Below are 24,332 nucleotides of genomic sequence, written 5' to 3'. Positions count from 1 at the left end.
CCCCCCCTTTGCGAAGGGGGGACGGGGGGGATTTGCTTTTATCTCACCGTTTCCATCTGTTAACCAAAGTTGCTTTCCTCATGGACTAATTTTGGCGCTTCTCACTTGCTGTTGCAGCGCGCGTGATCGCACCGTCAGCGGGTGCTTGTGTGGTCGGACAGAGGCAAATCCCCCCTGCCCCCCTTCGCAAAGGGGGGGACGTTAGGGCTCATGCAGTGCCTTGCAAGCGGCTGCACCTCGCGTTCCCCGGAATTTCCTGAAGAACCTTTGCAAAGGGGGGAACGTTTGGCCGGCTTACTGCTTCGAGGCAACACTCACGTGCTTCCCCGAAATTTCCTGTAGAACCTTTGCGAATGGGGAGCCTGGGGGATTTAGCCTTGGGTGATCCCCTCTTCCCGCAGATAACAAAAAAAGCCGGCGTGAGCCGGCTTTTTTCCTGCGGTATGGACGATGAGACACTACTGCGTGGTGTGCACGCGGAAGGTTATCGGAACGCCGTCGATGGTGAAAACCGTCGTGGCCACATCCCCGACCGTTGGGTTCGCGAAGTCCTGGAAATGGATGATCTGGCCGTTGGTGAAGGCGACCGCCTGCTCTTCCACCTGGTAGTCCCCGTCGGCGCCGTTTAACGAGTACGCGCCGAACCCCTGCGTGATGGCGATGTTGTAGGTGCCGGGAACAAGCTGCAGCGCAAGCTGCCCGGTGACAGTCGTATCCGCGGTGCCGTTCACGTCGATGGTTGCCGCGGCGACATTCCCTGTGGCGCTCGTGAAGCTCGCGCTGGTGCCGCCGATGGTGACCGTTGTCGCCACCGTAGTGCTGTTCAAGCCGTCAGCGGCGGTATGCTGCAGCTGCACCGTGTGGGTCCCCGCACCGATGGTGCCGGACGAGCTCGTGAAGGCGCTGCCGTCCACCGAGTATTCCCCGCCGGTCACGCTGATCTGCGCCGTGCCGCTCACGTTGACCGTCGCCGCATTCGAGGTTTGCGTCGACCCGGGAGTGACATTGAAGACTGCGGACGGGGAGAAGGAGAAGGCATCGGCACCGCCTGCCGTCGTACTCGAGAAGGTGGCGCGCTTATCACCGACGAGGAGCATGGTGGTCACGGTACTACCCGCGTTGCTCGAGGCGGTATGACGCACAGCCACCGTGTCGCCGTTTGCGACGGTACCGGCGGTGGAAGTAAAGGCGCCGCCATTCACCGAATATTCACCACCGCTTACGCTGATGTTCGCACTCGTGGTGTCCATGGAGAGCGTTACGGTGTTCGAGGTCTGGGTCGAGCCAGTGGCTACCCCGGTGACGGAATTGGGCGTAAAGGAGAACGCGGCAACCTGGGGAGGTGGCGGAAGCCACTCGACTCCGCAGCCCCCCAGAAAGAGTCCCGTCAGTACCGCCAACAGATAGAATACGCGCATCATACCCCCGCTCGTAGAAGTGTGTGATAGGTGAAAAGGGGGCCATTATAGCCACGCCTCGCCACTGATGTCAAACGGTAGCGTAGCGGCCGCCGCCCCTACTGGAGCGTGATCCGCCGCACCGTGTGGCTCACGAAGTCCGTGATGAAGAGCTGGTCGCCGTAGAGAGCTATCCCTCGTGGGGCGCGGAAGCGCGGCAAAGAGCCGGAACCGTCGGTCGTCCCACTAGCCCCCGCCTTGCCAGCCAAGGTCACCACGTTGGCTGTCGCTATGTTCACTTTCCGAATGGTGTAGTTGCTTGTGTCGCAGACGTATAGGCTGGTTCCGTCACTCAGGATCCCGTCCGGATAATAGAACCCGGCGTCCCCACCGGGACCGTCCGCGCTACCAGAGAACCCGGGCCTTCCCGCCAGGGTCGTCACCTGCATCGAAGCGATGACGATCTTCCTGATGGTGTGGTTGCAGGTGTCGGTTACGTAGAGGTTCGGACCGTCACAGGTGATCCCGTAGGGGTAGAAGAACGAGGCGCCGGGGCCCACACCGTCGTTGCTCCCTTTAATCTTGGTGCCGGCGATGGTGCTGACGGAGGCGTCGGCAATGGAGATCTTCCTGATGACGTTATTGTAGGTATCAGCGACGTAGAGGCTGCTCCCGTCGGAAGCGATGCCACGCGGCGCGTAGAAGCGCGCGACGGTGCCGATCCCGTCCAGAAAGCCCCTCGAGCCGAGGGTGCCGGCGAAGGTGGTTACCGCGCCGGATACCGGATCGAACTTGCGGATCGCGTTGTTGCCGCTGTCGGTCACGTAGAGGTTAGTCCCGTCAGTCGTGATGCCGCGCGGAGTGTCGAAGCGGGCGGCGGCCCCGATGCCGTCGGCGGCACCGAGAACTCCCGGCGTCCCCGCAACGGTACTCACCTGGCTCGTGGCGAGGTCGATGCGGCGGATAGTATGGTTGCCGCTGTCGGCAAGGTAGATGTACCCGCCCAGGCGAACCATGCCGTAGGGCTGGTAGAAAGTAGCCCAGCCGCCGAGCCCGTCGGCAGACCCCTGGTGCAAGGGGCTTCCCGCGAAAGTGATCACGGTGCTGGTAAGCGAGATACTGGTGCTCGCCGTGGTCGCCGAGACTGGCGCAGAAAGCGTGGATTCGGTGGAAACCGAGACGCTGTAGTAATAGGTGGTGGCCGGAGACAACTTAGTGTCGGTGAAGCTCCCCCCCTGCCCCGCCGCCGCGGTAGTGGTCCCGATCAGGGTGCCATTTCGATAGATCGAGTAAGTAAGCACGGCGCCAGGGACGGTGTAGTTGGACGCCTCCCAGTTGAGGGATACCGAATCGACAGTAGTCTGGGTCACGGTGACCCGGGTCGGCGGGTCGAGCGGTCCTGCGGGGAGGGTCGTGGCGATCACCGTGTTCGGTGAGGCAGTTTCTTTACCGAAGGTTGAGGAGGCGGCCACCGAGTAAACGTAGGTGGTGGCCGGGTTCAAGTTGTTGTCGCTGAAGACGGTGGGAGCGGCGCTCGCCGGACCGGCCTTGATGGTGGTGCCGACCTCGGTGCCGTCGCGGTAGATCTTGTAGGCGTAGACGTCGCCCGAGGCGGCGCTCCAGGTAAGCACGACCGAGGTGGAGGTTGTTTTTGCCACCGCGAGTTCGGTCGGCGGGCTCGCCGTCTCGTTCCCGGTGACTGAGGGGGCCGATATAGAGCCGCAAGAGACGAGAAAGAGCATCAATACCAATGAAAGAACGAGCTTGATCAAAACAGGAGCCTCCATCTCCGGCATACCGTTTAAGCAGGCAGGCGGAGTAAACACATAGCAACAGGCTCGACGCGGTGACGTCCTAAAAGTCGACCACCGGCCAGAGCAAGAATTTCATATACTAAAGATCTTCAGCAAATACAACCTTTTAAAACATCCGACTTCGCGTTCAGCTCAAAAGATTGCAAAAAAGTCATCCGAGCCACACGACGCCGCAACCTCCACACCCCACAGCACGTTCCAGATGTAAACCGAACCAATGCAGAATTTGCCTTTTATTGATGACCGAAACTGTAGTAGAATCTGCGGCACCTTGGGCAGCTTGTGCTGCCTCAACTTCATCGTAATGCAAAGGAGCTGGTTGTATGAAAAGAGCACGCAGCATCTTCGCCACAGCAATGACCATGGGCGTCGTCCTCGCCCTGCAGTCCGGTTGCGCCGCCCCCGCGAAAGTCGCGGAAGCCCCTGCGGCAGCCCCCCTTCCGGCCCCTATCACACCGTCTGAGGTAGAAGCCCTCTCCGGGAAGGTAGCCGAGGTTTTCCAGGCCGGAGGTTACACCTACGTGCGCCTGGAAAAGGACGGCAAGAGCAACTGGGCCGCCATGACCAGCAACAACAAAGCAACGGTAGGCGAAGAGCTGGCTTTGAGACCCGGGATGCTGATGACCAACTTCAAAAGCACCGCGCTGAACCGCACCTTCGACCGCATCATCTTCACCGACGGCCGTGCCGACGTTACGAAGAACGCGGCGCACGCTCAGCCCGCCCCGTCCTTAACGAGCGATCTCTCCGGCAAGGTGGTGGAAACCATGGACGCCGGCGGCTATACCTACGTGAACCTCGAGCGCGACGGGAAACAGGTTTGGGTCGCCCTTCCGGTCACCAAGGTGAAGGTAGGCGATGAGCTCGCCGCACAGCCCGGCATGCGCATGGACAAGTTCACCAGCAAGAGCCTGAACCGCACCTTTGACGTGATCTACTTCTCCTCCGGCGTTGCCAACGGCTCGGCCGCACCGGCAGCCGAAGGCGCCCTCCCCCCGGGTCATCCGAAGTAGCCGTCTCAGCCCCCCTGTTCCTCCTCTCGCAAACCCGGAGAACCATGCGTGTTTCCTCTTATAAGTAGGAAGCAGGGTCCCCCCCTTTGCGAAGGGGGGAGAGGGGGGATTTGCCTTCATGGGCCATGCAACCAAGGCCATAACAGCAAAAACTGCGCAAACAGACGCCAATGCTAAGCGACTGCAGGACGTGACGACAAAAAGCAAATCCCCCCCGCCCCCCTTCGCAAAGGGGGGAGAGGAACTCACACCTTCTCCGCCTTTTCCCTTTCCTTTTGTTCCCCGCCCAGATCTTCCAGTTTCTTTTTCAAAAGCGCCATCTCTTGGGCGAGGTTGTGATTGCTCTCCGAGAGCCTGGAGAGCGTGACCGACTGCCCGATCACCACCATGAGCAAAAACAAGACGCCTACCAGAAACAAAAGCGAGGGGGGGTAATAGATACCAACGGAAAGGGCCGCCACCTCGAGCACCCGCCGGGAAGCAGTCAGAAATATCACGAAGATTGAGGTACAAAGCCAGAGGATGGCGTACTTCTCACGCAGGCGCCGCTGCCGCACCAGCCATAAGACAAAGACGAAGATACCGATGCTGATGCCTAGTGAAGCGAGTTTAGTCAGGTCCACGAATTAAGGTTCCTCGATCAGTTCCCTACCGCGCATGGCATCAATCACCATGGCGAGGGTCACCTTCATCATGTAGTAGGCCGATTTTCGCCTGGTGATGGAGGAGTGCCCAGAGAGCCTGCCGCGCATCAGCACAGGGACCTCCATCACCTTGAGGCCGTTTCGGGCCGCGGTGATGATGCACTCAACCTCCGGGTAGTCGTCGGTATAGAAGCGGGAGAAAAGGGCGAGGGTTTTTCTGCCGTAGCAGCGAAAGCCCGAGGTGGGATCCTCGATCGCCTTACCGGCGAGAAAGCGGATGAGGCAATGGAAGATGCGCGAACCGATAAAGCGGGTGATCCCCATCTTGTAACCGCCAGGCAGGGTGCGCGAGCCGATGACAAGGTCCGCCTCCCCCCTTTGTACCGGATCAACGATCTTCGATATCTGATCGCCGCGGTGTTGCCCGTCGCCGTCGAACTGGATCGCCGCGTCGTAGCCGTTTTGGAAGGCGTACTTGATGCCGGTCTGCACCGTGCCGCCGATGCCGAGGTTAAACGGGTGCGAAACCACCAGGGCCCCCATACTTTGGGCGATGGCAGCGGTGGCGTCGGTCGAGCCGTCGTTGACGACGAGGATGTCGCCGCCAAATGACTTGAGGTCCTCGATCACGGCCTTGATGTTACCGGCCTCGTTATACGCCGGAATTATTGCCAGAATCTTCATATCCCCTCACAAAGCCAACGCCATATGGCGTAGCGAACCATCGCAAAACACGTTGACCGGTAGTGAATACAAGATCCGGACCAATTAATTCGCATCTCTCGATCTATGAGAGAGGAGAGGGGTTCCGTTTTTCCCTTGAAAGGCGCTCGATATTAATATAAATATCTCCGCGCAAGCAATTAAAAAAAACACAGACAAACACCGACAGGCGTGTCAGCGGGACAGTAAAAGTCACAGTACGGCACTGGGCGTCACGTCCCCCCCTTTGCTAAGGTTCTTCAGGGAATTCCGGGGAACACGAGGTGGAGCTGCCTGCTAAGCACTGCATGAGCCCTAACGTTCCCCCCTTTGCGAAGGGGGGCCAGGGGGGATTTGCCTGGAGGTCGAGGGACTGCTCAAAAACCAATTTAACAAGGATGAAGGGGATGAAAGGGATAAAGTCTTTTGCCTTTGTTGTTATCCCCATTATCCCATTCATCCCTGTTTGCTTATGTTTTGCTGCAAAGAACGATTTATACAGAGGAATGAGAATGCGCGTATCTATCATCATAGTGAACTGGAACGGGCTCATTCACCTGCCGGAGTGCCTTGACAGTCTGGCCACCCAGACCTTCAAGGATTTCGAGGTCATCGTCGTGGACAACGGCTCGAGCGACGGCTCGCTCGACTACCTCGAGGGTCGCCCCGAAGTCCGCCTGGTTAAACTCAGTGAAAACGCTGGCTTCGCCGACGGTAACAACACCGCCCTCCCCTTCGCCCGCGGCGCGTACCTGGTCACCCTCAACAACGACACGAAGGCCGAGCCGGACTGGCTGGAAAAGCTGGTAGCGGTAGCCGATGCACACCCCGAGGCAGGGATGGTCGGCTGCCGGATCCTTAGCTACCGGGAACCCGAAGTGGTCGACAGCCTCGGCATGGCGGTCTGCCTGGACGGCATGTCGCGCGGCGACAACAGGGGGAGGCGTTTCGCCGAAGTCGCGCCCGCAGCCGATCCCGAGATCCTTTTCCCCTCCGCCTGCGTGGCCCTTTACCGGCGCGCCATGATCGACGAGATCGGTTTTTTCGATGGCGACTTCTTCGCCTACTGCGAGGACACCGACTTAGGCTTAAGGGGGAGGCTTGCCGGGTGGCGCGCGGTGCTCGCGAGGGACGCCATCGTCTACCATAAATATTCCATGACCGGTGGAGCGCTCTCCCCCTTCAAGCTCTACCTGGTCGAGCGAAATCATTTTTATGCGGTCTTAAAAAATTTTCCTTTCCCGCTCATTTTGCTCCTGCCGGTGGCCACCCTGATGCGTTATTTCACGCAGGCACGCGTTGTCGTTGGGGCAAAAGGAACAGGTGGGGAGTTCCTGGTGAGCGGGAGCAAGAAGGAGTGCGTCCTGGCCGTACTGAGGGGTGTGTGCGATGCCGTGGCGGCCCTTCCGAAGCTGTTGGCAAAACGAGCCGACGTGATGCGACACCGGAAGGTTGGGACGATGGAGATGCTGCGGTTATTGCGGCGCCACCGTCTCACCTTCCACGAGCTCCTCGACGCAGGTGAATAAATCGATAAGGGGGCTGGCTCCACAGAGACAAGACAAGGAAACAGGTGCCCCAGCGTCCCCCCCGTTGCGAAGGTTCATCCGGGAATTCCGGGGACGGCAGAAAAGTGTTTCCACGAAGCGCCACAGTTGACCTCGCGCTCCCCCCTTTGCGAAGGGGGGACGGGGGGGATTTGCTTTTGTCCCACCGTTTCAGCATGTTGAACGAAGTTGCTTTCCTCATGGACAAGTTGTTCGTTATCTTTCAATTACTGTTGCACCGTGCGCGATCGCAGTGTCAGCAGGTGTTTGTATGGTCGGACCAAGTCAAATCCCCCCTGCCCCCCTTCGCAAAGGGGGGAACGTTAGGGCTCATGCAGCGCTTTGTAGGCAGTTGTGCTTCGTGTTCCCCGGAATTTCCTGAAGAACCTTCGCAAAGGGGGGAGCTCACACTCACACTCCCGCCTCCCGCCTCCCGCCTCCCGCCTCCCATCTCCCATCTCCCATCGTCAATCTTCCACTGTGCATTGCCCATCTATATCTTTAGTTATGGGTCAAATCGACCCGTGCCGCACCCATATGTGGGTATAACACCTACAACTTCCTACGCCCTTCCCCCGCCCTTACATATGAAAATCTGGAAAATCGAATACTTATAAAAGATTCATATTTTGGTACCAATGTTGCTAACGTTGCCCCCATCCAATTAACCGTTACCAAGCGATCTTCATCACTCCCGCCGCAAACACCCGACCGCGTAACGGCAAACGCCCGAACAATTGGTTTCAAAACTCAGAAGTCCCACGTAAGTGTGCTGCGTTCCACGAAGCGCCGCACGTGCCCAGGCGTCCCCCCCTTTGCGAAGGGGGACTTGACAGCTTCAGGGGGAAGAGAGCAGGGGCGGGGGGGGATTTGCCGTGGTCAGACCCTACAACCACCGACTGAAGGGGTTCTCCCGGGAACTGCGTAAGGATATGACGGATGCCGAGCAGTTGTTGTGGTCTCATCTGCGCGGCAAGCAGCTTTTAGGAATCCAGTTCAACCGGCAGAAGCCGGTCGGCCCGTATATCGTCGACTTCTATACCGCCGCAGCACGGCTGGTGATCGAGGTGGATGGCAGCCAGCACCTTCAGAAGGAACATCGCGAGCGTGATGCCGCACGCGATTGCTTTCTTAAAGAGCAAGGGTTGATGGTTCTTAGATTTGACGACCGGCAGGTGCTGTTGGAAACGGATGCAGTATTGGAAGAGATCTTCAGGATCTGCCGACAAAGAGCAAATCCCCCCCGCCCCCCCTTCGCAAAGGGGGGAGTTTAAAGGCCTCGCTTCCTACTTTTTGCGAAGCTTCTTAAGGAAATACCGGGGAAGCATGTGTGCATCAGTCTCGAAGCGGTGAGCATGGCATCACGTCCCCCCCTTTGCGAAGGGGGGACAGGGGGGATTTGCCTTCTCTGACCATACCAGAACCCGCTGACGCGGCCATCGCACACCTTGGGCATGGTATGGCGAGGGGGACAGGCGCCTGCGGAGCAAAAATCCCCCTAAATCCCCCTTCGCAAAGGGGAGCTTGCCCCCCGTAGCGTTCCGCGGAGGGGGGACTTAAATAACATGCATTGCGAGAGCCGCGGCACTGCCCGCCCGGCTCTCTTTTCAGCGCTGCCGTCCACCTGCCGGCAGATTTTAATCTAAAGGAGGGTACCGTGACACTTAGAAGCGCCTATCACCTCGCAGCAGCCGTTATTCTATTACTGCTGTCGCTGCAACCGGCCCGCGCCTCCACCTGGACCGCGTCCGTGGTCGACAACTCGGCGAGCGCCACCGGAAAGAACCTCTCGGTCGCGGTCGATCCGGCAGGAAAGCTCTACCTGGGCTACCTGGACACCTCGACCTCGGGAGCCCCGTATCTTAAATACGCCAACAACGTGTCGGGGAGCTGGTACACGGAGAGCCTGAAGAACATCCTCCCGAACGCCAGCGACGCCTCGACCGCGACGGTCTACACCCCGGGCGGCCCGCGCATCATGGCCTACTCCTACAACTCCGCCACCGGGCGGACCATGTACCAGGGGGCCAGGAAGATCAACGGCGACGGCTGGCAGCTCCAGGACATCGGCGGCGGCATCAACCCGCTCGACGGGAGCACGGAGGAGGCGATGACCGCCATCGCCACCGGCACCCAGACCGGCGCGGTCCAGTACATGGGCTTCACCTTCATCACCTTCAACAACGGCAACAAGCTCAAGTACGCCAACGAGCGTGACATGAAGTGGTACGACTTCTCGACGGCCGGGGTGCAGAGCGACCTCGCCATCGACGGCAACGGCAACGTGCACGTGGTCTACGCCACCGGCAACACCATCATGTACGCGCAGAACCCCACCCTCGCCGGACAGGCCGTGGCGGCGCAGACCGTGGTGGCCCAGCCCCAGCCTTCCCTGGTGAACCCGGCCATCGCCATCGACGGGAACAACGTGCTTCACGTCATCTACAGCTACGGCGGCGGCTCCAGCTTCAACGTCTGGTACACCAGCAAACCCGCCGCGGGCGGCTCATGGAGCACACCGGTCAACATCGGCTCCTGCGGCAAGACCGGCGGCTATCTCACGCTTAAGACCGACGGCGCCAACAACGTGCACGCCGCCTGGTACAACAGCGGCACGAACAGCCTCACTTACACCATGAAGGCCTCAGGCGGCACCTTCGCCGCCGCGGACACCATCACCTACACCGGTGCGAGCGCCGACTACGGGCAGTACGCCGCCCTCGCCATCGATCAGTACAACAAGGTGAACATAGCCTTCTACGACGCGAGCAACACCGCACTCATGGTGGTGACCAAACCGGCACCCGCCATCGACGCCGCCCCGGCCCCGCTTCTCTTCGGCTCAGTGGCCCAGGGCTCGGCGGCCGTGGATTCCGTCACCGTGACCAACCGCGGCACCACGAACCTCACCCTTTCCGGAGTACCGGCCATCACAGGAACGAACGCCTCGGAATTCGTGGTGACGAGCAACAACAGCTGCACCGCCGGGCGGGCACTCGCCCCGGGGGGGACCTGCAGCACCGAGGTCCGCTTCTCGCCGGTCTCCGCCGGGGACAAGAGCGCGGTCCTCACCTTTGCCTCCAACGATCCGAACTTCCCGGTCAAGCAGGTGAGCCTCAAGGGAACCACGGCGCAGAGCGCGAACTACACCATCTACACCGCGGTCTACAACACCTCCATGGTCCCGGACATCGGCGGCACCATATCCCCCTCCGGCGCGGTGAGTGCGACGGCCGGGCTCAACAAGACCTTCACCATCACGCCGAACCCGGGTTATCTCATCGCCGGCGTCTACTTAGACGGCACCGGCCCGGGCAACATGGGGACGCCGCTTGGCGCGGTGACCTCGTACACCTTCCCCGAGGTGAGCGCAAACCACAACATCACCGCGGTATTCTACCCGGTGGTCCCGGTCACCTCCTGGGGTGTCACCACCATCGACAACACGGGGACCGACACCGGCAAGTACTGCTCCATGGCGACGAACCCGGCCAACGGCAAGCTCGCCATCGGCTACCTGGACAACTCCGCGGCGACCCCGGTCCTGAAACTCGCCACCAACGCCTCGGGCTCCTGGGTCGCGTCGCAGACAATACCGATCCCCAACGTCACCAGCGCCGGCACCGCGACGGTCTACACCCCCGCGGGCCCCAGGGTCATGGCCTACACCTACGAGGCGGCGACCCTGAAAAGGAAGTACGTCTCGGCGAGAAAGTGGAGCGACCTCAACCCGCTCAATTACGCGGGTGCCCCCTTCTACGTCTCGGTGGACGCCAACAACTGGCAGTTGCAGGACATAGCGGGCGGCCTCGACCCCATGGGTAACCCGCAGCCGGCCATCTCCAACACCACCACCGACACCTTCACCGGCGCGGTGCAGTTCTGCCAGGGCTCCCCCTGCACCATGACCAACAGCAACACCTTCATCAGCTACACCGACGGCTATAACTTATGGTACGCTAATGAAAGAGACATGTACTACCACGAGTTCGAGCCGACGCTGCCGCAGGCGGGCGCGGGGAAACAAAGCGACCTCGCCCTCGACTCGCAGGGCAACATCCACATCGTCTACTACAACCCGACCAACGGCAGCCACGGCCGCCTGATGTACGCCGAGAACCCGACCGCGCAGGAAAGCGGCTTCACCACCTCGACGCTCACCGACACCACGGTCTCCTCCCCCGCCATCACGGTGGACAACAACAACCTGTTGCACGTGGTCTACGTCGACGCGAACAAACACCTGCAGTACATCAACAAGCAGGCGGCGACCGGCGGCACCTGGAGCGCCCCCTACGATCTTGGTCCCGTGGGTAGCGCCGGGGCCTTCACCTCGATCAAGGCGAACGGCCTCGACATCGTGCACGTCGCCTACTACAGCAACAACGGCGGGGGCACCGGCCAGCTCATGTACGCCCAACGCTCACCTAACGGCGTCTGGAGCACCCCGGCCGCGGTACCCGACAGCGGCAGCGCCAACTACGGCCAGTACACCGCCCTCGTGGTGGACGCGAACCACAACGTGAACATCGCCTACTACGACGTCACCAACACGGCGCTGAAGGTGGCGACGAAGCTCCTCCCCGTCATCTCCGCCACCCCCAACCCGGTAGCCTTCGGCTCCGTCGCGGTAAACGCGAACGCAACGAGGACGGTAACGGTCACCAACGCCGGGCAGTACAACCTGAGCGTGGGTAACGCCACCATCACCGGGACGGACGCGGCGCAGTTCACCATCACCGCAAACGGCTGCGCCGGGGTCTCTCTCGCGCCGGCCGCAAGCTGCAACATCACGATGAACCTCACCCCGGCGAGCGCGGGGTCCAAGAGCGCGCTCCTGCACATCCCGTCCAACGACCCGTACACCGCCGATAAGCAGATCGCCCTCACCGGCGGCGGCGTGAGCGGCTACGTGATCCACGCAAGCGCAAGCGCAGGCGGCAGCATCACCCCCTCCGGCGACGTAACCGTCAACGCGGGGGCATGCCAGAGCTTCACCGCCACGCCGGCAAACGGCTTCACCCTTGGCGACTTCCAAGTCGACGGAATCTGGCAGAACAGCGCGTCCTCGAGCTTCACCTTCTGCCCGGTGAACAGCGACCACACCATCTACGCATTCTTCAAGTCCCCCTTCCGCATCATGGGAACCCAGGAATACTACGGCTCGCTGCAGGCGGCCTACCAGGCCTCTTTCTCCGGAAGCGTGATCCAGAGCCAGTCGGTGAACACCCTCGAGGACCTGCTCATCGACGCGGACCGCTCCGTCACGGTAAGCGGCGGCTACGATGGCCAGTTCCAGAACCAGACCGGCGCAACGCAGCTCCACTCGCTGACCATAAGCAGCGGCGAGGCCGTCCTGGAGGGGCTCGTACTGCAATAGACCCGTAAAACTCACTTATTGAAAATATTCGATGCTCATTTTTTAAAGGAGGCAGATCCAATGGGAAAGAAGTTCAAGAGAAGGCAGTACTACAGGAGCCTTGGCATGGCCACGCTGCTAGTGGGACTGGTTTCCGGCGCAGCAAACGCCGAGGTGAACCGCCTCACCGTCAAGGACAGTTCCGGCAACACCACCTTCAACGTGACCGCAGAGGGTAACGTAAGCGCCACCTCCTACGCGGGGGACGGTTCCAACCTCACCAACACGCTGCACCAGCAGGGTGACTGGAGCGCCACGCCGGGCTATGCGAAAGACTCCGTGGTGCAATACAACGGCAATTCCTACGTGGCACTTCGCGCCAACATCAACGCGGTCCCCGACCAGTCGCCGCTCGACTGGAAACTCATGGCCGCCAAGGGTGAAACCGGCGCCACCGGTCTCCAGGGCCCGCAGGGCATCCAAGGCATTCAGGGTATCCAGGGTCTCAAGGGGGATACCGGTGCCCAAGGCATTCAAGGTATTCAAGGGGAGATCGGCCCGCAGGGCCCGAAGGGTGACCAAGGCATCCAGGGTCCCATCGGCCTGACCGGTCCGCAGGGTGTCAAAGGCGATACCGGTGCCCAGGGTCCGCAAGGCATCCAGGGCGACAAAGGCGATAAAGGTGACCAGGGTATCCAAGGCATCCAGGGTATCCAAGGTCCGCAAGGGCTCAAGGGTGACAAGGGCGACCAAGGCATTCAGGGTATCCAGGGTCCCAAGGGCGACACCGGTGCAACAGGTGCAACAGGTGCAACAGGCGCAACAGGATTACAAGGCGAGCAAGGCATCCAGGGTCCCATCGGTCCGGTGGGTCCGATTGGTCCGATCGGTCCCATGGGCGCGACAGGCCCGCAGGGTCCGCAAGGGGCGGAAGGCGCCCCCGGTCCGCGCGGCATGATCTGGCAGGGCGAGTGGACGGCACGCGATTACAACGCGACCGAGGCCGTGCAGTACCAGGGGAACACCTACGTGGCCGCAAGCGGTGCGACCGCGAACGACGTCCCCGGAACCAGCACCACCACCTGGTTGCTCGTGGCGGCGAAGGGCCTCGACGGCGCGGCAGGCGCAACCGGTCCCGCAGGTGCTGACGGGGCGGCAGGTGCCACGGGTCCGCAGGGTCCCAAAGGTGACACCGGTGCACAGGGTCCGCAGGGTATCCAGGGCGAGACCGGGCCGCAGGGCCTCAAAGGCGACCAAGGCATCCAAGGTCCGCAAGGTCTCAAAGGCGACAAGGGCGACCAAGGCATCCAGGGCATCCAGGGTGACAAAGGTGACCAGGGCATCCAGGGGCCGCAAGGTCTCAAAGGCGACACCGGCGCGACCGGCGCCACCGGCCCGCAGGGTCTCAAAGGTGACACCGGCGCACAGGGTCCACAGGGGATCCAGGGCATCCAGGGTCCTCAGGGCGACAAAGGCGACCAGGGCATCCAGGGTGTAGCGGGTCCCGCAGGCCCCACCGGTCCACAGGGAGCTAAAGGTGACACCGGCGCTACCGGTCCCGAAGGGCCGCAAGGTCCCCAAGGGGTGACAGGCTCGATGGGCCCGCAAGGTCCCGCAGGTCCGCAGGGTGAGCAGGGTCCCGCAGGTCAGGGGATGACCTGGAAAGGTGAGTGGGTGGCCGGCGACTACGTCAAGACCGACGCCGTGCAGTACCAGGGAAGCACCTACATCGCCGTAGCAGCGGCAACCGTTAACGACATCCCCGGCCCGGTAAGCACCGTATGGCAGCTCGTAGCGGCGAAAGGCCTCGACGGTGCCGCAGGTGCCACCGGCGCACAAGGTCCCGCAGGTGCGGACGGTGCGGCAGGCACCACCGGTCCCCAAGGTCCCAAAGGCGACACTGGCGCACAGGGGCCGCAAGGCATCCAAGGTCCGCAGGGCCTCAAAGGTGACAAGGGTGACCAAGGCATTCAAGGTATCCAAGGTATCCAAGGTATCCAGGGCGACAAAGGCGACCAAGGCCCCCAGGGTCTCCAAGGCCTCAAAGGCGACAAGGGCGATCAAGGCATCCAGGGCATCCAGGGTGTGAAAGGTGACATCGGCCCGATCGGGCCCGAAGGTCCGCAAGGGCTCAAAGGTGACAAGGGCGATCAAGGTCTCCAAGGCGTCCAGGGCGTAAAAGGCGATACCGGCGCAACCGGTCCCGAAGGTCCGCAAGGTCCCCAGGGCATCGCGGGTCCCGTTGGCCCGATCGGTCCGCAGGGTCCGAAAGGTGATAACGGCGCGACCGGCCCCGAAGGTCCACAAGGTCCGCAGGGTGTGGCAGGCTCGATGGGTCCGCAAGGTCCCGTAGGTCCGCAGGGCGAGCAAGGTCTGCAGGGTCCCGCAGGTCAGGGGATGACCTGGAAGGGCGAGTGGATCGCCGGCGACTACGTCAAGACCGACGCCGTGCAGTACCAGGGAAGCACCTACATCGCCGTGGCAGCGGCAACCGTTAACGACATCCCCGGCCCGGTAAGCACCGCATGGCAGCTCGTAGCGGCAAAAGGCCTCGACGGCGCCGCAGGTGCCACAGGCGCGGACGGTGCAGCAGGCGCCACCGGTCCGCAGGGTCCTAAAGGCGACAAGGGTGACCAAGGTATCCAAGGTATCCAAGGTATCCAGGGCGACAAAGGTGACCAAGGCCTCCAGGGTCTCCAAGGCCTCAAAGGCGACAAGGGCGATCAAGGCATCCAGGGCATCCAGGGCATCCAGGGTGTGAAAGGTGACATCGGCCCGATCGGGCCCGAAGGTCCGCAAGGGCTCAAAGGTGACAAGGGCGATCAAGGTCTCCAAGGCGTCCAGGGCGTAAAAGGCGATACCGGCGCAACCGGTCCCGAAGGTCCGCAAGGTCTCAAAGGTGACAAGGGCGATCAAGGCATCCAGGGTATCCAGGGCGTGAAGGGCGACACCGGCGCGACCGGTCCCGAAGGTCCGCAGGGCGTAGCAGGTCTCACTGGTCCCGCTGGTCCGCAAGGTATCCAGGGGCCGCAAGGTGAAGCAGGTGCACAAGGCCAGAAAGGGATGAGCTGGAAAGGAGACTGGGCAGCCGGGGACTACAAAACCGACGACGCCGTCCAGTACAACGGCAGCAGCTACATCGCAGTAGCCGCGGCAACCGTCAACGATGTCCCGGGCGCGAGCCAGGCATGGCAGCTTATGGCAGCGAAGGGTGTGGAAGGACCGTCCGGTCCGACCGGCCCGCAGGGTATCCAGGGACCTCCGGGAGAGCCCGGACTTCCCGGTGTTATCGGTCTGACCGGTCCGCAGGGTCCGCAAGGGATCCAAGGTCCCAAAGGCGATCAAGGTATTCAGGGCCCGATCGGCCCCGAAGGGCCGCAGGGGCTCAAAGGCGATCAAGGCATCCAAGGCGTGAAGGGCGACACCGGTCTCACCGGTCCCGCAGGTCCGCAAGGTGAGCAGGGTATCCAAGGCGTAGCAGGTCCTGCAGGTCCTGCAGGTCCGCAGGGCGTGGCGGGTACTACCGGCCCGCAAGGCCCCGCCGGCACCAACGGTGCAAATGGTGCAACAGGTCCGCAAGGCCCACAAGGTCCTGCAGGATCACCGGACACTCAAGCGGACATTCTTACAAAATTGCGCGCACAAACCGATGGTGCAGTTCTTACGATGCAGCAAGGGGCGACTGAAGATGCAAATACGGCTAAGTTGAAAGTTGTAGATGCGTCTGGAGCTGACAAGCTCGTTGTGACCGGGGACGGTAAATTAGGGATAGGGACGGCCACACCGTCAACTCCTTTACATGTATCTGGGAAGGCAACTATATACCAGTCTGGCAAAGCCTCTTCATCACAAGGTTTGTTGATAGCAGGAGATGGTATTTTAGCAGCTTCTCCCAAGTTTGATGACGGGGTTGTATTCCAACTCGGCTATAATTCTCCTGGTAACAGGCAGTTGTGGCTGGCAGATAGCACCCAAACCAATTCAGCAACTAATTACGCCTTTAGGTATATTCTGGGTTTCCAACTGCCACAAATTAGTGCAATGGCAACGGATGGCAGTGTCTCGGCAAACCTCAACATGCAATCTACACCATATGCAAAAGTGGGTATCGGCTTTGCTTCTAGCGCAGCACAATCGGCTGTACTGGCAAAACTCCATGTTAATAATGGCGACGCAGCAGTGCCAGCCCAAATAGTGCAGGGGGCCATATCACAAACGGCTAACCTTACGGAATGGCGGAGCAGCAATGGAGTGGTAAAAGCTGCTATAAATGCGAATGGTGGAATCATTTTCCCTGACGGATCAACCCAAACCACTGCGGCGGTGAATGGAGGTGGCACTGTAACAGGGGTTACTTCTGCGAACTCTGACATCTTTGTTACGAATACCTCCACCACTCCGACGCTGACGCTTAATAGTGGAACTGGTGCAAACCAGATTGTTAAATTAACGAGCACGGGCAAACTTCCAGCAGTAGACGGTTCGCTACTTACCGGCATAACCGCAGGGGCTACGCCAGCAGGCACAATAACTGGAGTAATTCAAGGACGGAATGCTGCGGGTAATGGGTTCATAGCAGATGATGCGGTTGTTGTGGACTCTACGAACCATCGCTTAGGTGTGGGAACGACCGTACCAACAAGTCCGCTGCACGTGGTAGGTAAAACGACCGTATACCAAGCAAACAAGGTTGCGGCATCACAGGGCCTACTTTTGGCGGGCGACGGAATTGCAGCGGCTTCACCTGCATCTGCCGACGGAGCAGTATTCCAGCTAGGATACAACGGCACTGGCAATAGACAGCTGTGGTTGCTGGATAGCGCTCAAATGGGATCAGCCTCTAACTATGCCTTCAGATACATCCTTGGCTTCCAACTCCCAATTATCGGAGGGGTAACCGCAGATGGATCTAATGCCGCTAACATTACGCTACAGACGAACAACTCAGCTAAAGTAGGCATAGGTTTCCCTGCGGCTTCCGCTCAAACGGCTGTACAGGCCAAACTTCATGTGATTAACAGCGAAGCCGCAGCTCCTGCACAGATAGTTCAGGGCGCCACGACCCAGACCGCAAATTTGACCGAATGGAGAGATAGCACTGCCGCAGTGAAAGCTGCTGTGACTTCCTCGGGACAAGCCACATTTAGTGGAGGAAGTGCAAACAAGGCAATTTGTTGGAAATCCGATGGGAAAACACTTGGTTATTGCACAACTGCGATTGATGCAACGGGTGGCTGCACTTGTAACTAGTCTTATGAGATTTCCTTGGGGGCGGCCACCTAGGCCGCCCTCTTTAACAGTTTTTTCCGAACAGTTTAGGTCGCCAAGCTTATGATTTTCTAGGGCTAACTGAATGGACACCACAACCTCCTCTCGATCACAAAATCACTAGTCTGCACGCCCCCCCCCATGACTACTACGAGCTCGCCGGACTTAATTGGCGTGGTGTAAGGCTCACGATGAATTATCCCTTTCCTTTTATATTAATTTCATTGATTTAAGCCATATGCACATGGTAACTTGACGACGTCATTTAAGCGTTAAAGGACAATAGCTGGGCGTGGACTGCCGCTGTCCATGCGAGGTATTTAGATGATCAGTTTGTTGACCGGTGCTTGGCGCTACCGGTATTTTATCCTCTCCTCGATCGTCACGGAATTCCGCTCGCGATTCATCCGAAGTCGCCTTGGTGGACTCTGGATGATTATCAACCCACTCGCTCAGGTCGCTATTTTTTCTTTCGTTCTTTCTGGATTCATGGGAGCAAAGCTCCCCGGCATTAGCACTCCTTTTGGTTATGCCATTTATTTGATGGCAGGCACATTAGGTTGGTCCCTCTTCAGCGAAATCGTTGCCCGCTGCCTAACCATTTTCATCGACAACGGCAACCTTCTGAAGAAACTGGTCTTCCCGAAGATATGCCTTCCACTCATTGTGTTTGGTTCAGCCCTCCTCAACAATTTCCTTCTATTTATGACAATGACAGTGCTCTTCGCCTTACTTGGGCATGTGCCCAGCACCACAGTTTTTTGGGTTCCCGTTCTAGCCCTGCTCACGGCAGCTTTGGCTTTTGGTATCGGACTCATCCTAGGGGTTATCAATGTTTTCATCCGCGACGTCGGTCAGGCAGTCCCCATAATCCTTCAGCTTCTGTACTGGTTCACTCCTATTGTCTATTTGGCAAATGTTGTGGACGAATCACATCGTATCTATTTAATGATGAACCCCCTTTACTGGATCATTGAAGGATTCCACAATATCTTGTTGTTTGGGACCAACCCGAACTTTAAGGCTTTAGCAGCTATCGCATTTCTGGACCTGATTTTACTTCTCCTGGCATTCGTAGTTCTGCGCAGGGCAAATGCTGATGTAGTGGATGCATTATGAGCACACCAATCCTTCAAGTTTCCCACCTCGGCAAATGTTTTCGCTCATATGCAGGCGAATGGCGCCGCATACTCAGTTGGCTTGGTCTGCCCCTAAAACCAGTGTCGGAGCACTCCGTGCTAAATAACATTTCTTTCACTATCCACCCGGGAGAGGCCATCGGGATTGTAGGGCAAAACGGCGCAGGTAAGAGCACCCTGCTCAAGCTAATCACCGGCACATTATTACCCACGACAGGCAGCTATACCTTGTCCGGCCGTGTTTCAGCCATCCTAGAATTGGGAATGGGATTCAATCCGGAACTTACCGGACGTCAGAACGTATATCACTCGGCGGGGCTCATGGGGTTTCACAGACATGAGGTTGACCAAATGATGCCCGGCATTGAGGCTTTTGCCGAGATCGGTGATTACTTTGATCAACCTGTAAGGATCTACTCGAGTGGGATGCAGGTTCGCGTAGCCTTCAGCGTGGCAACCGCATACAGACCCGAACTTCTTATAGTCGACGAAGCCCTCTCTGTTGGTGATACATATTTCCAGCACAAAAGTTTCGACCGCATACGTGAATTTCAACAACAAGGGACTTCACTACTAATAGTTTCTCATGACAAGGCGGCCGTTCAGACGCTTTGCAGTCGGGCTATCCTTCTTGACCAGGGCAGCATAATCAAAGACGGTGCGCCTGAAGAGGTCATGGACTATTACAATGCACTTATTGCGGAGCGAGAGAACCAAAGCGTTCAACAGGTCCTACACGAAAGTGGAAAAGTCCAGACAATTTCCGGAACCGGTCAAGCTTCGGTTACGGGAATTGGCATGTACAACTCTTCAGGAAATCCAGTCGAAGTTGTCAATGTCGGTGACGACGTTGTGCTAAAAATTAGCGTGACAGTAAATACATTTATTCCTCGCCTAGTTCTTGGATACATGATAAAGGACCGCCTCGGCCAACCGGTTTTTGGCACCAACACTCACCACACAAATCAACCACTATCTGGGCTGGCCCCTGGTGACTCTTTCCATTTTTATATTACTTTCCCCATGAGGATTGGGCCTGGTACATATTCCATAGCTACTGCTCTAGTTGATGCAGATACACATCTCACAAATAACTATGAGTGGAAAGATTTAGCATTCATATTTTCAGTATCAAATTTTGACAAAACAAATTTCATAGGTAGTGCATGGATTCCTCCACAGATCGAGATTAAAAAATTATGAACTTTATTTCTTATGCTCAAAATTTTGAAGATGTAATGTTGTGGCGTGCTCTAAACCATATAGAAAAAGGATTTTATATTGACGTTGGAGCTAATGACCCCACGATAGACTCTGTAACCAAATCATTTTACGATCACGGCTGGCATGGTATCAATATCGAGCCTCTTGAAGTACACCACAAGGATCTCGTAGAAGAGCGCCCGCGTGACATCAACTTATGCTGTGCTGCCGGCTCAACATCAGGCGAAATTGATTTATTTGTGTGTGATGTCAGAGGATGGGCAACAGCAGTTGACACTGTCATTGAAAAGCACACCTCAGAGGGGCATCCTGGCGTTTTTCATCGTGTTCCAGTTCTTACACTGGCTGATATTTGTAGACAACATGTAAAGGGCGAAATCCATTTTCTGAAGATCGATGTGGAGGGTTTTGAGGGTCAAGTTCTTCAAGGGATGAATTTTAACGAATACAGGCCTTGGATTGTCGTAGTTGAGGCGACTAGACCAAACTCAACCACAGAAGTACACCAACAGTGGGAAATTTACTTACAGGCTGCACATTATAGATTTGTATACGCTGATGGACTAAACAGGTTTTATATTGCCACCGAGCATGTGGAACTTGAGCAGAAACTGAAGTATCCACCGAATACATTTGATGAATATACATTGGCAGCACATTATCAGGCTGAGCAAAGGGCACTACAGGCAGAGCAAAGGGCAAAACAGGCCGAGATGGTTTTACAAGATGCACAGTTGGAAATTCAACTTGCTGCAACATTAGCACAAGAGGCCGAGAAAAGGGCCCAACATGCTGAAGAAAAGACGCAGGAGGCTGTTAGCAGAGTCAAAATTATTGAAGCGGTGGCACAAGATGCAGACCGGAGAGCTCAAATAGCTGAAGCATTGGCGCAAACGGCAAATCAAACAGCTCAACGAATAGAGAATGAACTGAAAGCCGTATACAGCAGTCGATCATGGCGATGGACGCAGCCGCTAAGATGGTTATTTAAACAAGTCCCCAAATAGGTTACTGCACCAAAGTTGTAAGTCAGGGAGGATTCTTGAAAACCGCTGTTTTCACTATAGTTTCTAACAATTACTTAGCCTTTGCCCGTACCTTGATGCAATCGCTAGCGGAGGTCCATCCGAGTTGGGAACGCCATGTTTTAGTAGTTGACCGGCCTACAACTGGGATCTTTTTAGACGATGGACTCTTCACCACAACTTATGTGGAAGAATTGCCACTGCCAAATATGTCAGCGTTTATTTTCCGTTATTCGATCATGGAGTTGAATACGGCGGTAAAACCTTACATGTTTTCATACTTGAAACGGATGGGCTATTCGAAGACTATTTATCTTGATCCAGACATCCTTGTCCTGCAACCAATGGTTGATGTAGAACACATGCTTCAAGAGGGCGCCACGGCCGTTTTAACCCCTCATCTAACTGCACCGTTGCTTGATGAATTTAAGCCAACAGAGTTGGACATTATGCGCGCTGGTTCCTACAATCTGGGTTTCCTTGCGGTCGGCAGTTCAGCACAGTCAGATGATATGATAGCGTGGTGGCAGCGTAAGCTTGAATTCCAGGCAGTAGTTGATTTTGAGAAAGGGCTGTTCACAGATCAGAAATGGCTTGACCTCGCACCAGGCATGTTTGAGGGCATAAAAATTCTCAGAGATGCGGGTTACAACGTTGCTTATTGGAACCTGATTCATCGCCCTCTGACCCGTAGGGGAGAATGTTGGTATGCAGGCGAGAGCTTGCTGAGATTTTTCCATTTTAGTGGTTTTAACCCAGAAAAACCCGGCCCCTTCTCAAAACATCAAAATCGCTTCGACCTTGAGTCCATAGGTGAGGCCAAACAACTTGCTATTTATTATTCCGACCGACTGCTCGCCAATGGTTACAAAGAGTATAGCGCACTAAAATATGCCTTTGACTGTTTTGATGACGGCACGCCAATACCTGAAATTATAAGATTCGCCTACCGAGATGGCACCGACCTGCAAGAACTTGCCGGACCTAACCCGTTTTCGCATGTCGAAGTTTTTGCTGAAGTCCCTCCAGATGGTCTGCCACCAGTGTTACGAGCGCTCATTACCTCAAGACAAGACTTGGCGTGTTGCTTCCCCGACCCTGAGGGTCGTGACCGTCAGTCGCTCTTTGAATGGTTTATCAATGATCAGGATTCTAATTCAGCTATTCCTAAAAGATTTATTTGGCCAATTAAAGAGGCCCTCGCAGGCAAAGCTGAAAGTAAAACACTATGTGGCGGAAAAACTATCCGCTTAGAAGATAATTTATGGAGCAGTTTGCTTGAGTATCTGCACCTCCGCTGGACCGGAGAGCGGCCATCGTTTCTGCGCCAACAGGACTATCGTGCGATCGGATCGGCCCGCCAGCTTTTATCATTTCTACCTGAATTGGCTCGTCGTTACTTTCGGCACCGCGTCGGCCTTCAGTCTCCGGCCACATCCCAACAACCTGCGTCACAACTGCCGGTACAGTTGGCCCCTTTACCATATCGCGCACGTATGCTTTCTCCTGGTACACACTGTTTTGGTTTTTACCCAGACGCCGATCCCGCAGGTTGGTGGATGGGGCGAGAAGCCGGGTTTGTTACGTTAAATTATACTTTTGGTGCCCTACTGAAGATTGAAGGTGTACACCACGCGTATCTTTACCAGAGTGCCTTTGGCGCGCCAGAGCTGGTAGTTGATATTTTTGTCAATGGAAGCATAGCAGGTAGTTTCAATTTGCAAGCGGATGGGCATTTTAGCCGACAAACCAGGTTAAAATGCGAAACGCAGGTAAATCGAGTAGAAGTTTTGCTGGTTCCTCGTCAGAGCGTCATTCCGCAAGAAACAGGTGTTAACCAAGACCCCCGCTGTCTTTCCATACAGATTAGCTCAATAGAGTACGCTGGGAAACAAATTCCTATTGCTGCTAGCAGTGAAGGACCGATACCAGAAGAATCCAACAATAAAGATGTGTTAGGCGTAAATGTTTTTGGTTACGTCCGTTCAGAACACGGATTAGGGCAATCTCCTCGCCTATTCTCTGATGCATTGACTTCCATTGGACATCCCCATGTTTTGGTAGACTTCAATATTGGCAATTCCAGCCGTACAAATGACACCACCCACGAACACCTCATCACAGAACATCCTCGTTTTCCGGTAAATATGTTTCATATTAATGCTGACCAGATGCCGGTAGTCTGTCAAAGCCTCTCACCAGACGTTTTCAAAAATAGATACAACGTTGGTTTTTGGCATTGGGAGCTACCTAACTTACCGGATGCATTTTTAGGAGGTTTCAATGGCCTGAACGAAGTATGGGTGCCAAGTGGATTCGTACAGGACGCTGTCTCCAGAAAATCACCGCTACCAGTGGTCAAAATACCTCATGCAATCCAATTTATGGTTCAACCTTGCTGCCGAGCAGATTTCGAGTTACCCGAACAGCGGTTTCTGTTTTTGACAATGTATGATTTTTCTTCTTATCAGGAACGCAAAAACCCAAAGGGCGCACTCGAGGCCTTCGACCGTGCTTTTAATCGAACTGATGAACGGGTTTCGCTCGTAATAAAAACCCAGAATTCTCATCACCACCCGGAGGCATTGGAGGATTTGCAAGTTTGGCTTGATGGTCGTAAAAATGTTATCTGGCTCGACAAAACGCTAACAAGACAAGAAGTTTACAACCTTGAATCGCTGTGTGATTGCTACTTGTCACTTCACCGCTCTGAGGGGTTTGGCCTGGGACCGGCTGAGGCGATGTTTCTCGGTAAACCAGTCATTGCAACCAACTGGTCAGGTACAACTGAATTCATGCGCCAAGACAACTCTCTGCCAGTCAATTATAAATTAATCAAAATCGAGCAGACCATAGGTGTTTACGAAAAAGGGCAATATTGGGCAGCACCGGATATAGAACATGCTGCATGGCACATGCGTCAAATTGTAGATGATAAGATTTTGTACGATCGGATATCTCAAGCCGCACAAAACACCATAAAAACAGACCTGTCACCGCTCAGAATCGGTAAATTGCATCAAGACAGGTTAGCATTTATTAAAAGATACCTACTGTAATACTTACATGAATAGAGATGACGTACTCGCTCGTTTAAGAGATTTAGACTGCCTCGAATTAGCTAATCGGGTAAGACTATTAAGTCTGAACCTCTCACTACACAGCATATCCTATATCTTCATGATTCATGCCGAATATCG

At 56.7% G+C, this 24,332-nt stretch carries 15 protein-coding genes; 9 read left to right on the top strand and 6 right to left on the bottom strand.

Features of this window, described 5'->3' with window-relative positions; genetic code table 11:
- Positions 1 to 458: 458 nt before the first annotated feature.
- Together E8K79_RS19010 and E8K79_RS19005 are read right to left on the bottom strand one after the other, a co-directional pair.
- Entirely contained in the window at positions 459 to 1,418 is a 960-nt protein-coding gene (locus E8K79_RS19010) for a hypothetical protein (RefSeq protein ID WP_136516127.1), read from the bottom strand.
- A 98-nt stretch (positions 1,419 to 1,516) separates the two neighbouring features.
- Entirely contained in the window at positions 1,517 to 3,169 is a 1,653-nt protein-coding gene (locus E8K79_RS19005; protein WP_162604720.1) for a fibronectin type III domain-containing protein, read from the bottom strand.
- 365 nt (positions 3,170 to 3,534) lie between these two features.
- On the opposite strand from E8K79_RS19005, the gene E8K79_RS19000 reads away from it, so the two are divergent.
- Positions 3,535 to 4,224 (top strand): hypothetical protein, encoded by a 690-nt coding sequence (locus E8K79_RS19000; protein WP_136516125.1) that lies wholly within the window; start codon positions 3,535 to 3,537, stop codon positions 4,222 to 4,224.
- A 245-nt stretch (positions 4,225 to 4,469) separates the two neighbouring features.
- Here the strand turns inward: E8K79_RS19000 and E8K79_RS18995 are convergent, their stop codons facing one another.
- Both E8K79_RS18995 and E8K79_RS18990 read right to left on the bottom strand, forming a co-directional pair.
- Positions 4,470 to 4,847, bottom strand: coding sequence for a DUF2304 domain-containing protein (locus tag E8K79_RS18995; RefSeq protein WP_136516124.1), 378 nt, complete (start codon positions 4,845 to 4,847; stop codon positions 4,470 to 4,472).
- Between the two features lie 3 nt (positions 4,848 to 4,850).
- Positions 4,851 to 5,552, bottom strand: a complete 702-nt coding sequence (locus E8K79_RS18990; protein WP_136516123.1) for a glycosyltransferase family 2 protein — start codon at positions 5,550 to 5,552, stop codon at positions 4,851 to 4,853.
- Between the two features lie 530 nt (positions 5,553 to 6,082).
- On the opposite strand from E8K79_RS18990, the gene E8K79_RS18985 reads away from it, so the two are divergent.
- The 3 genes from E8K79_RS18985 (at position 6,083) to E8K79_RS18975 (ending at position 12,497) form a co-directional block, all read left to right on the top strand.
- On the top strand, positions 6,083 to 7,099 hold the full coding sequence (locus E8K79_RS18985) for a glycosyltransferase family 2 protein (protein WP_136516122.1): 1,017 nt from the start codon (positions 6,083 to 6,085) through the stop codon (positions 7,097 to 7,099).
- An 893-nt stretch (positions 7,100 to 7,992) separates the two neighbouring features.
- Positions 7,993 to 8,391, top strand: coding sequence for an endonuclease domain-containing protein (locus E8K79_RS18980; RefSeq protein ID WP_136516121.1), 399 nt, complete (start codon positions 7,993 to 7,995; stop codon positions 8,389 to 8,391).
- 383 nt (positions 8,392 to 8,774) lie between these two features.
- Positions 8,775 to 12,497, top strand: a complete 3,723-nt coding sequence (locus tag E8K79_RS18975) for a choice-of-anchor D domain-containing protein (protein ID WP_136516120.1) — start codon at positions 8,775 to 8,777, stop codon at positions 12,495 to 12,497.
- A gap of 117 nt (positions 12,498 to 12,614) precedes the next feature.
- Here E8K79_RS18975 and E8K79_RS21630 read toward each other — a convergent pair whose 3' ends face one another.
- Together E8K79_RS21630 and E8K79_RS21625 are read right to left on the bottom strand one after the other, a co-directional pair.
- Positions 12,615 to 13,193, bottom strand: a complete 579-nt coding sequence (locus tag E8K79_RS21630) for a hypothetical protein (RefSeq protein WP_216629474.1) — start codon at positions 13,191 to 13,193, stop codon at positions 12,615 to 12,617.
- Between the two features lie 111 nt (positions 13,194 to 13,304).
- Positions 13,305 to 15,947: a hypothetical protein gene (locus E8K79_RS21625; RefSeq protein ID WP_216629473.1), complete on the bottom strand. Its 2,643-nt coding sequence runs from the start codon at positions 15,945 to 15,947 to the stop codon at positions 13,305 to 13,307.
- A gap of 39 nt (positions 15,948 to 15,986) precedes the next feature.
- Between E8K79_RS21625 and E8K79_RS21360 the strand changes: the two genes are divergently transcribed.
- The 5 genes from E8K79_RS21360 to E8K79_RS18950 all read left to right on the top strand — a co-directional run bounded on the left by E8K79_RS21360 (position 15,987) and on the right by E8K79_RS18950 (position 24,191).
- Positions 15,987 to 17,726, top strand: coding sequence for a collagen-like triple helix repeat-containing protein (locus E8K79_RS21360; RefSeq protein ID WP_198419855.1), 1,740 nt, complete (start codon positions 15,987 to 15,989; stop codon positions 17,724 to 17,726).
- A gap of 342 nt (positions 17,727 to 18,068) precedes the next feature.
- Positions 18,069 to 18,863 carry an ABC transporter permease gene (locus E8K79_RS18965; protein WP_136516118.1) on the top strand — a complete coding sequence of 265 codons (795 nt, stop codon included), beginning with the start codon at positions 18,069 to 18,071 and terminating at the stop codon, positions 18,861 to 18,863.
- Between the two features lie 116 nt (positions 18,864 to 18,979).
- The gene (locus E8K79_RS18960) at positions 18,980 to 20,086 is read left to right on the top strand and encodes an ABC transporter ATP-binding protein (protein ID WP_281276111.1); all 1,107 of its coding nucleotides are present in this window, start codon (positions 18,980 to 18,982) and stop codon (positions 20,084 to 20,086) included.
- A complete protein-coding gene (locus E8K79_RS18955; RefSeq protein WP_136516116.1) occupies positions 20,083 to 21,114 on the top strand; it encodes an FkbM family methyltransferase in 1,032 nt (343 codons plus the stop codon). The genes E8K79_RS18960 and E8K79_RS18955 overlap by 4 nt, the downstream gene beginning before the upstream one ends.
- 35 nt (positions 21,115 to 21,149) lie before the next feature.
- Positions 21,150 to 24,191: a glycosyltransferase gene (locus tag E8K79_RS18950; RefSeq protein WP_136516115.1), complete on the top strand. Its 3,042-nt coding sequence runs from the start codon at positions 21,150 to 21,152 to the stop codon at positions 24,189 to 24,191.
- Positions 24,192 to 24,332 lie beyond the last annotated feature (141 nt).

The sequence above is a fragment of the Geomonas edaphica genome, from assembly GCF_004917075.1.
GTDB lineage: Bacteria > Desulfobacterota > Desulfuromonadia > Geobacterales > Geobacteraceae > Geomonas > Geomonas edaphica.
The sequence above is the reverse complement of the archived record's forward strand: the minus strand, read 5'-3'. Positions and strand labels throughout refer to the sequence as shown.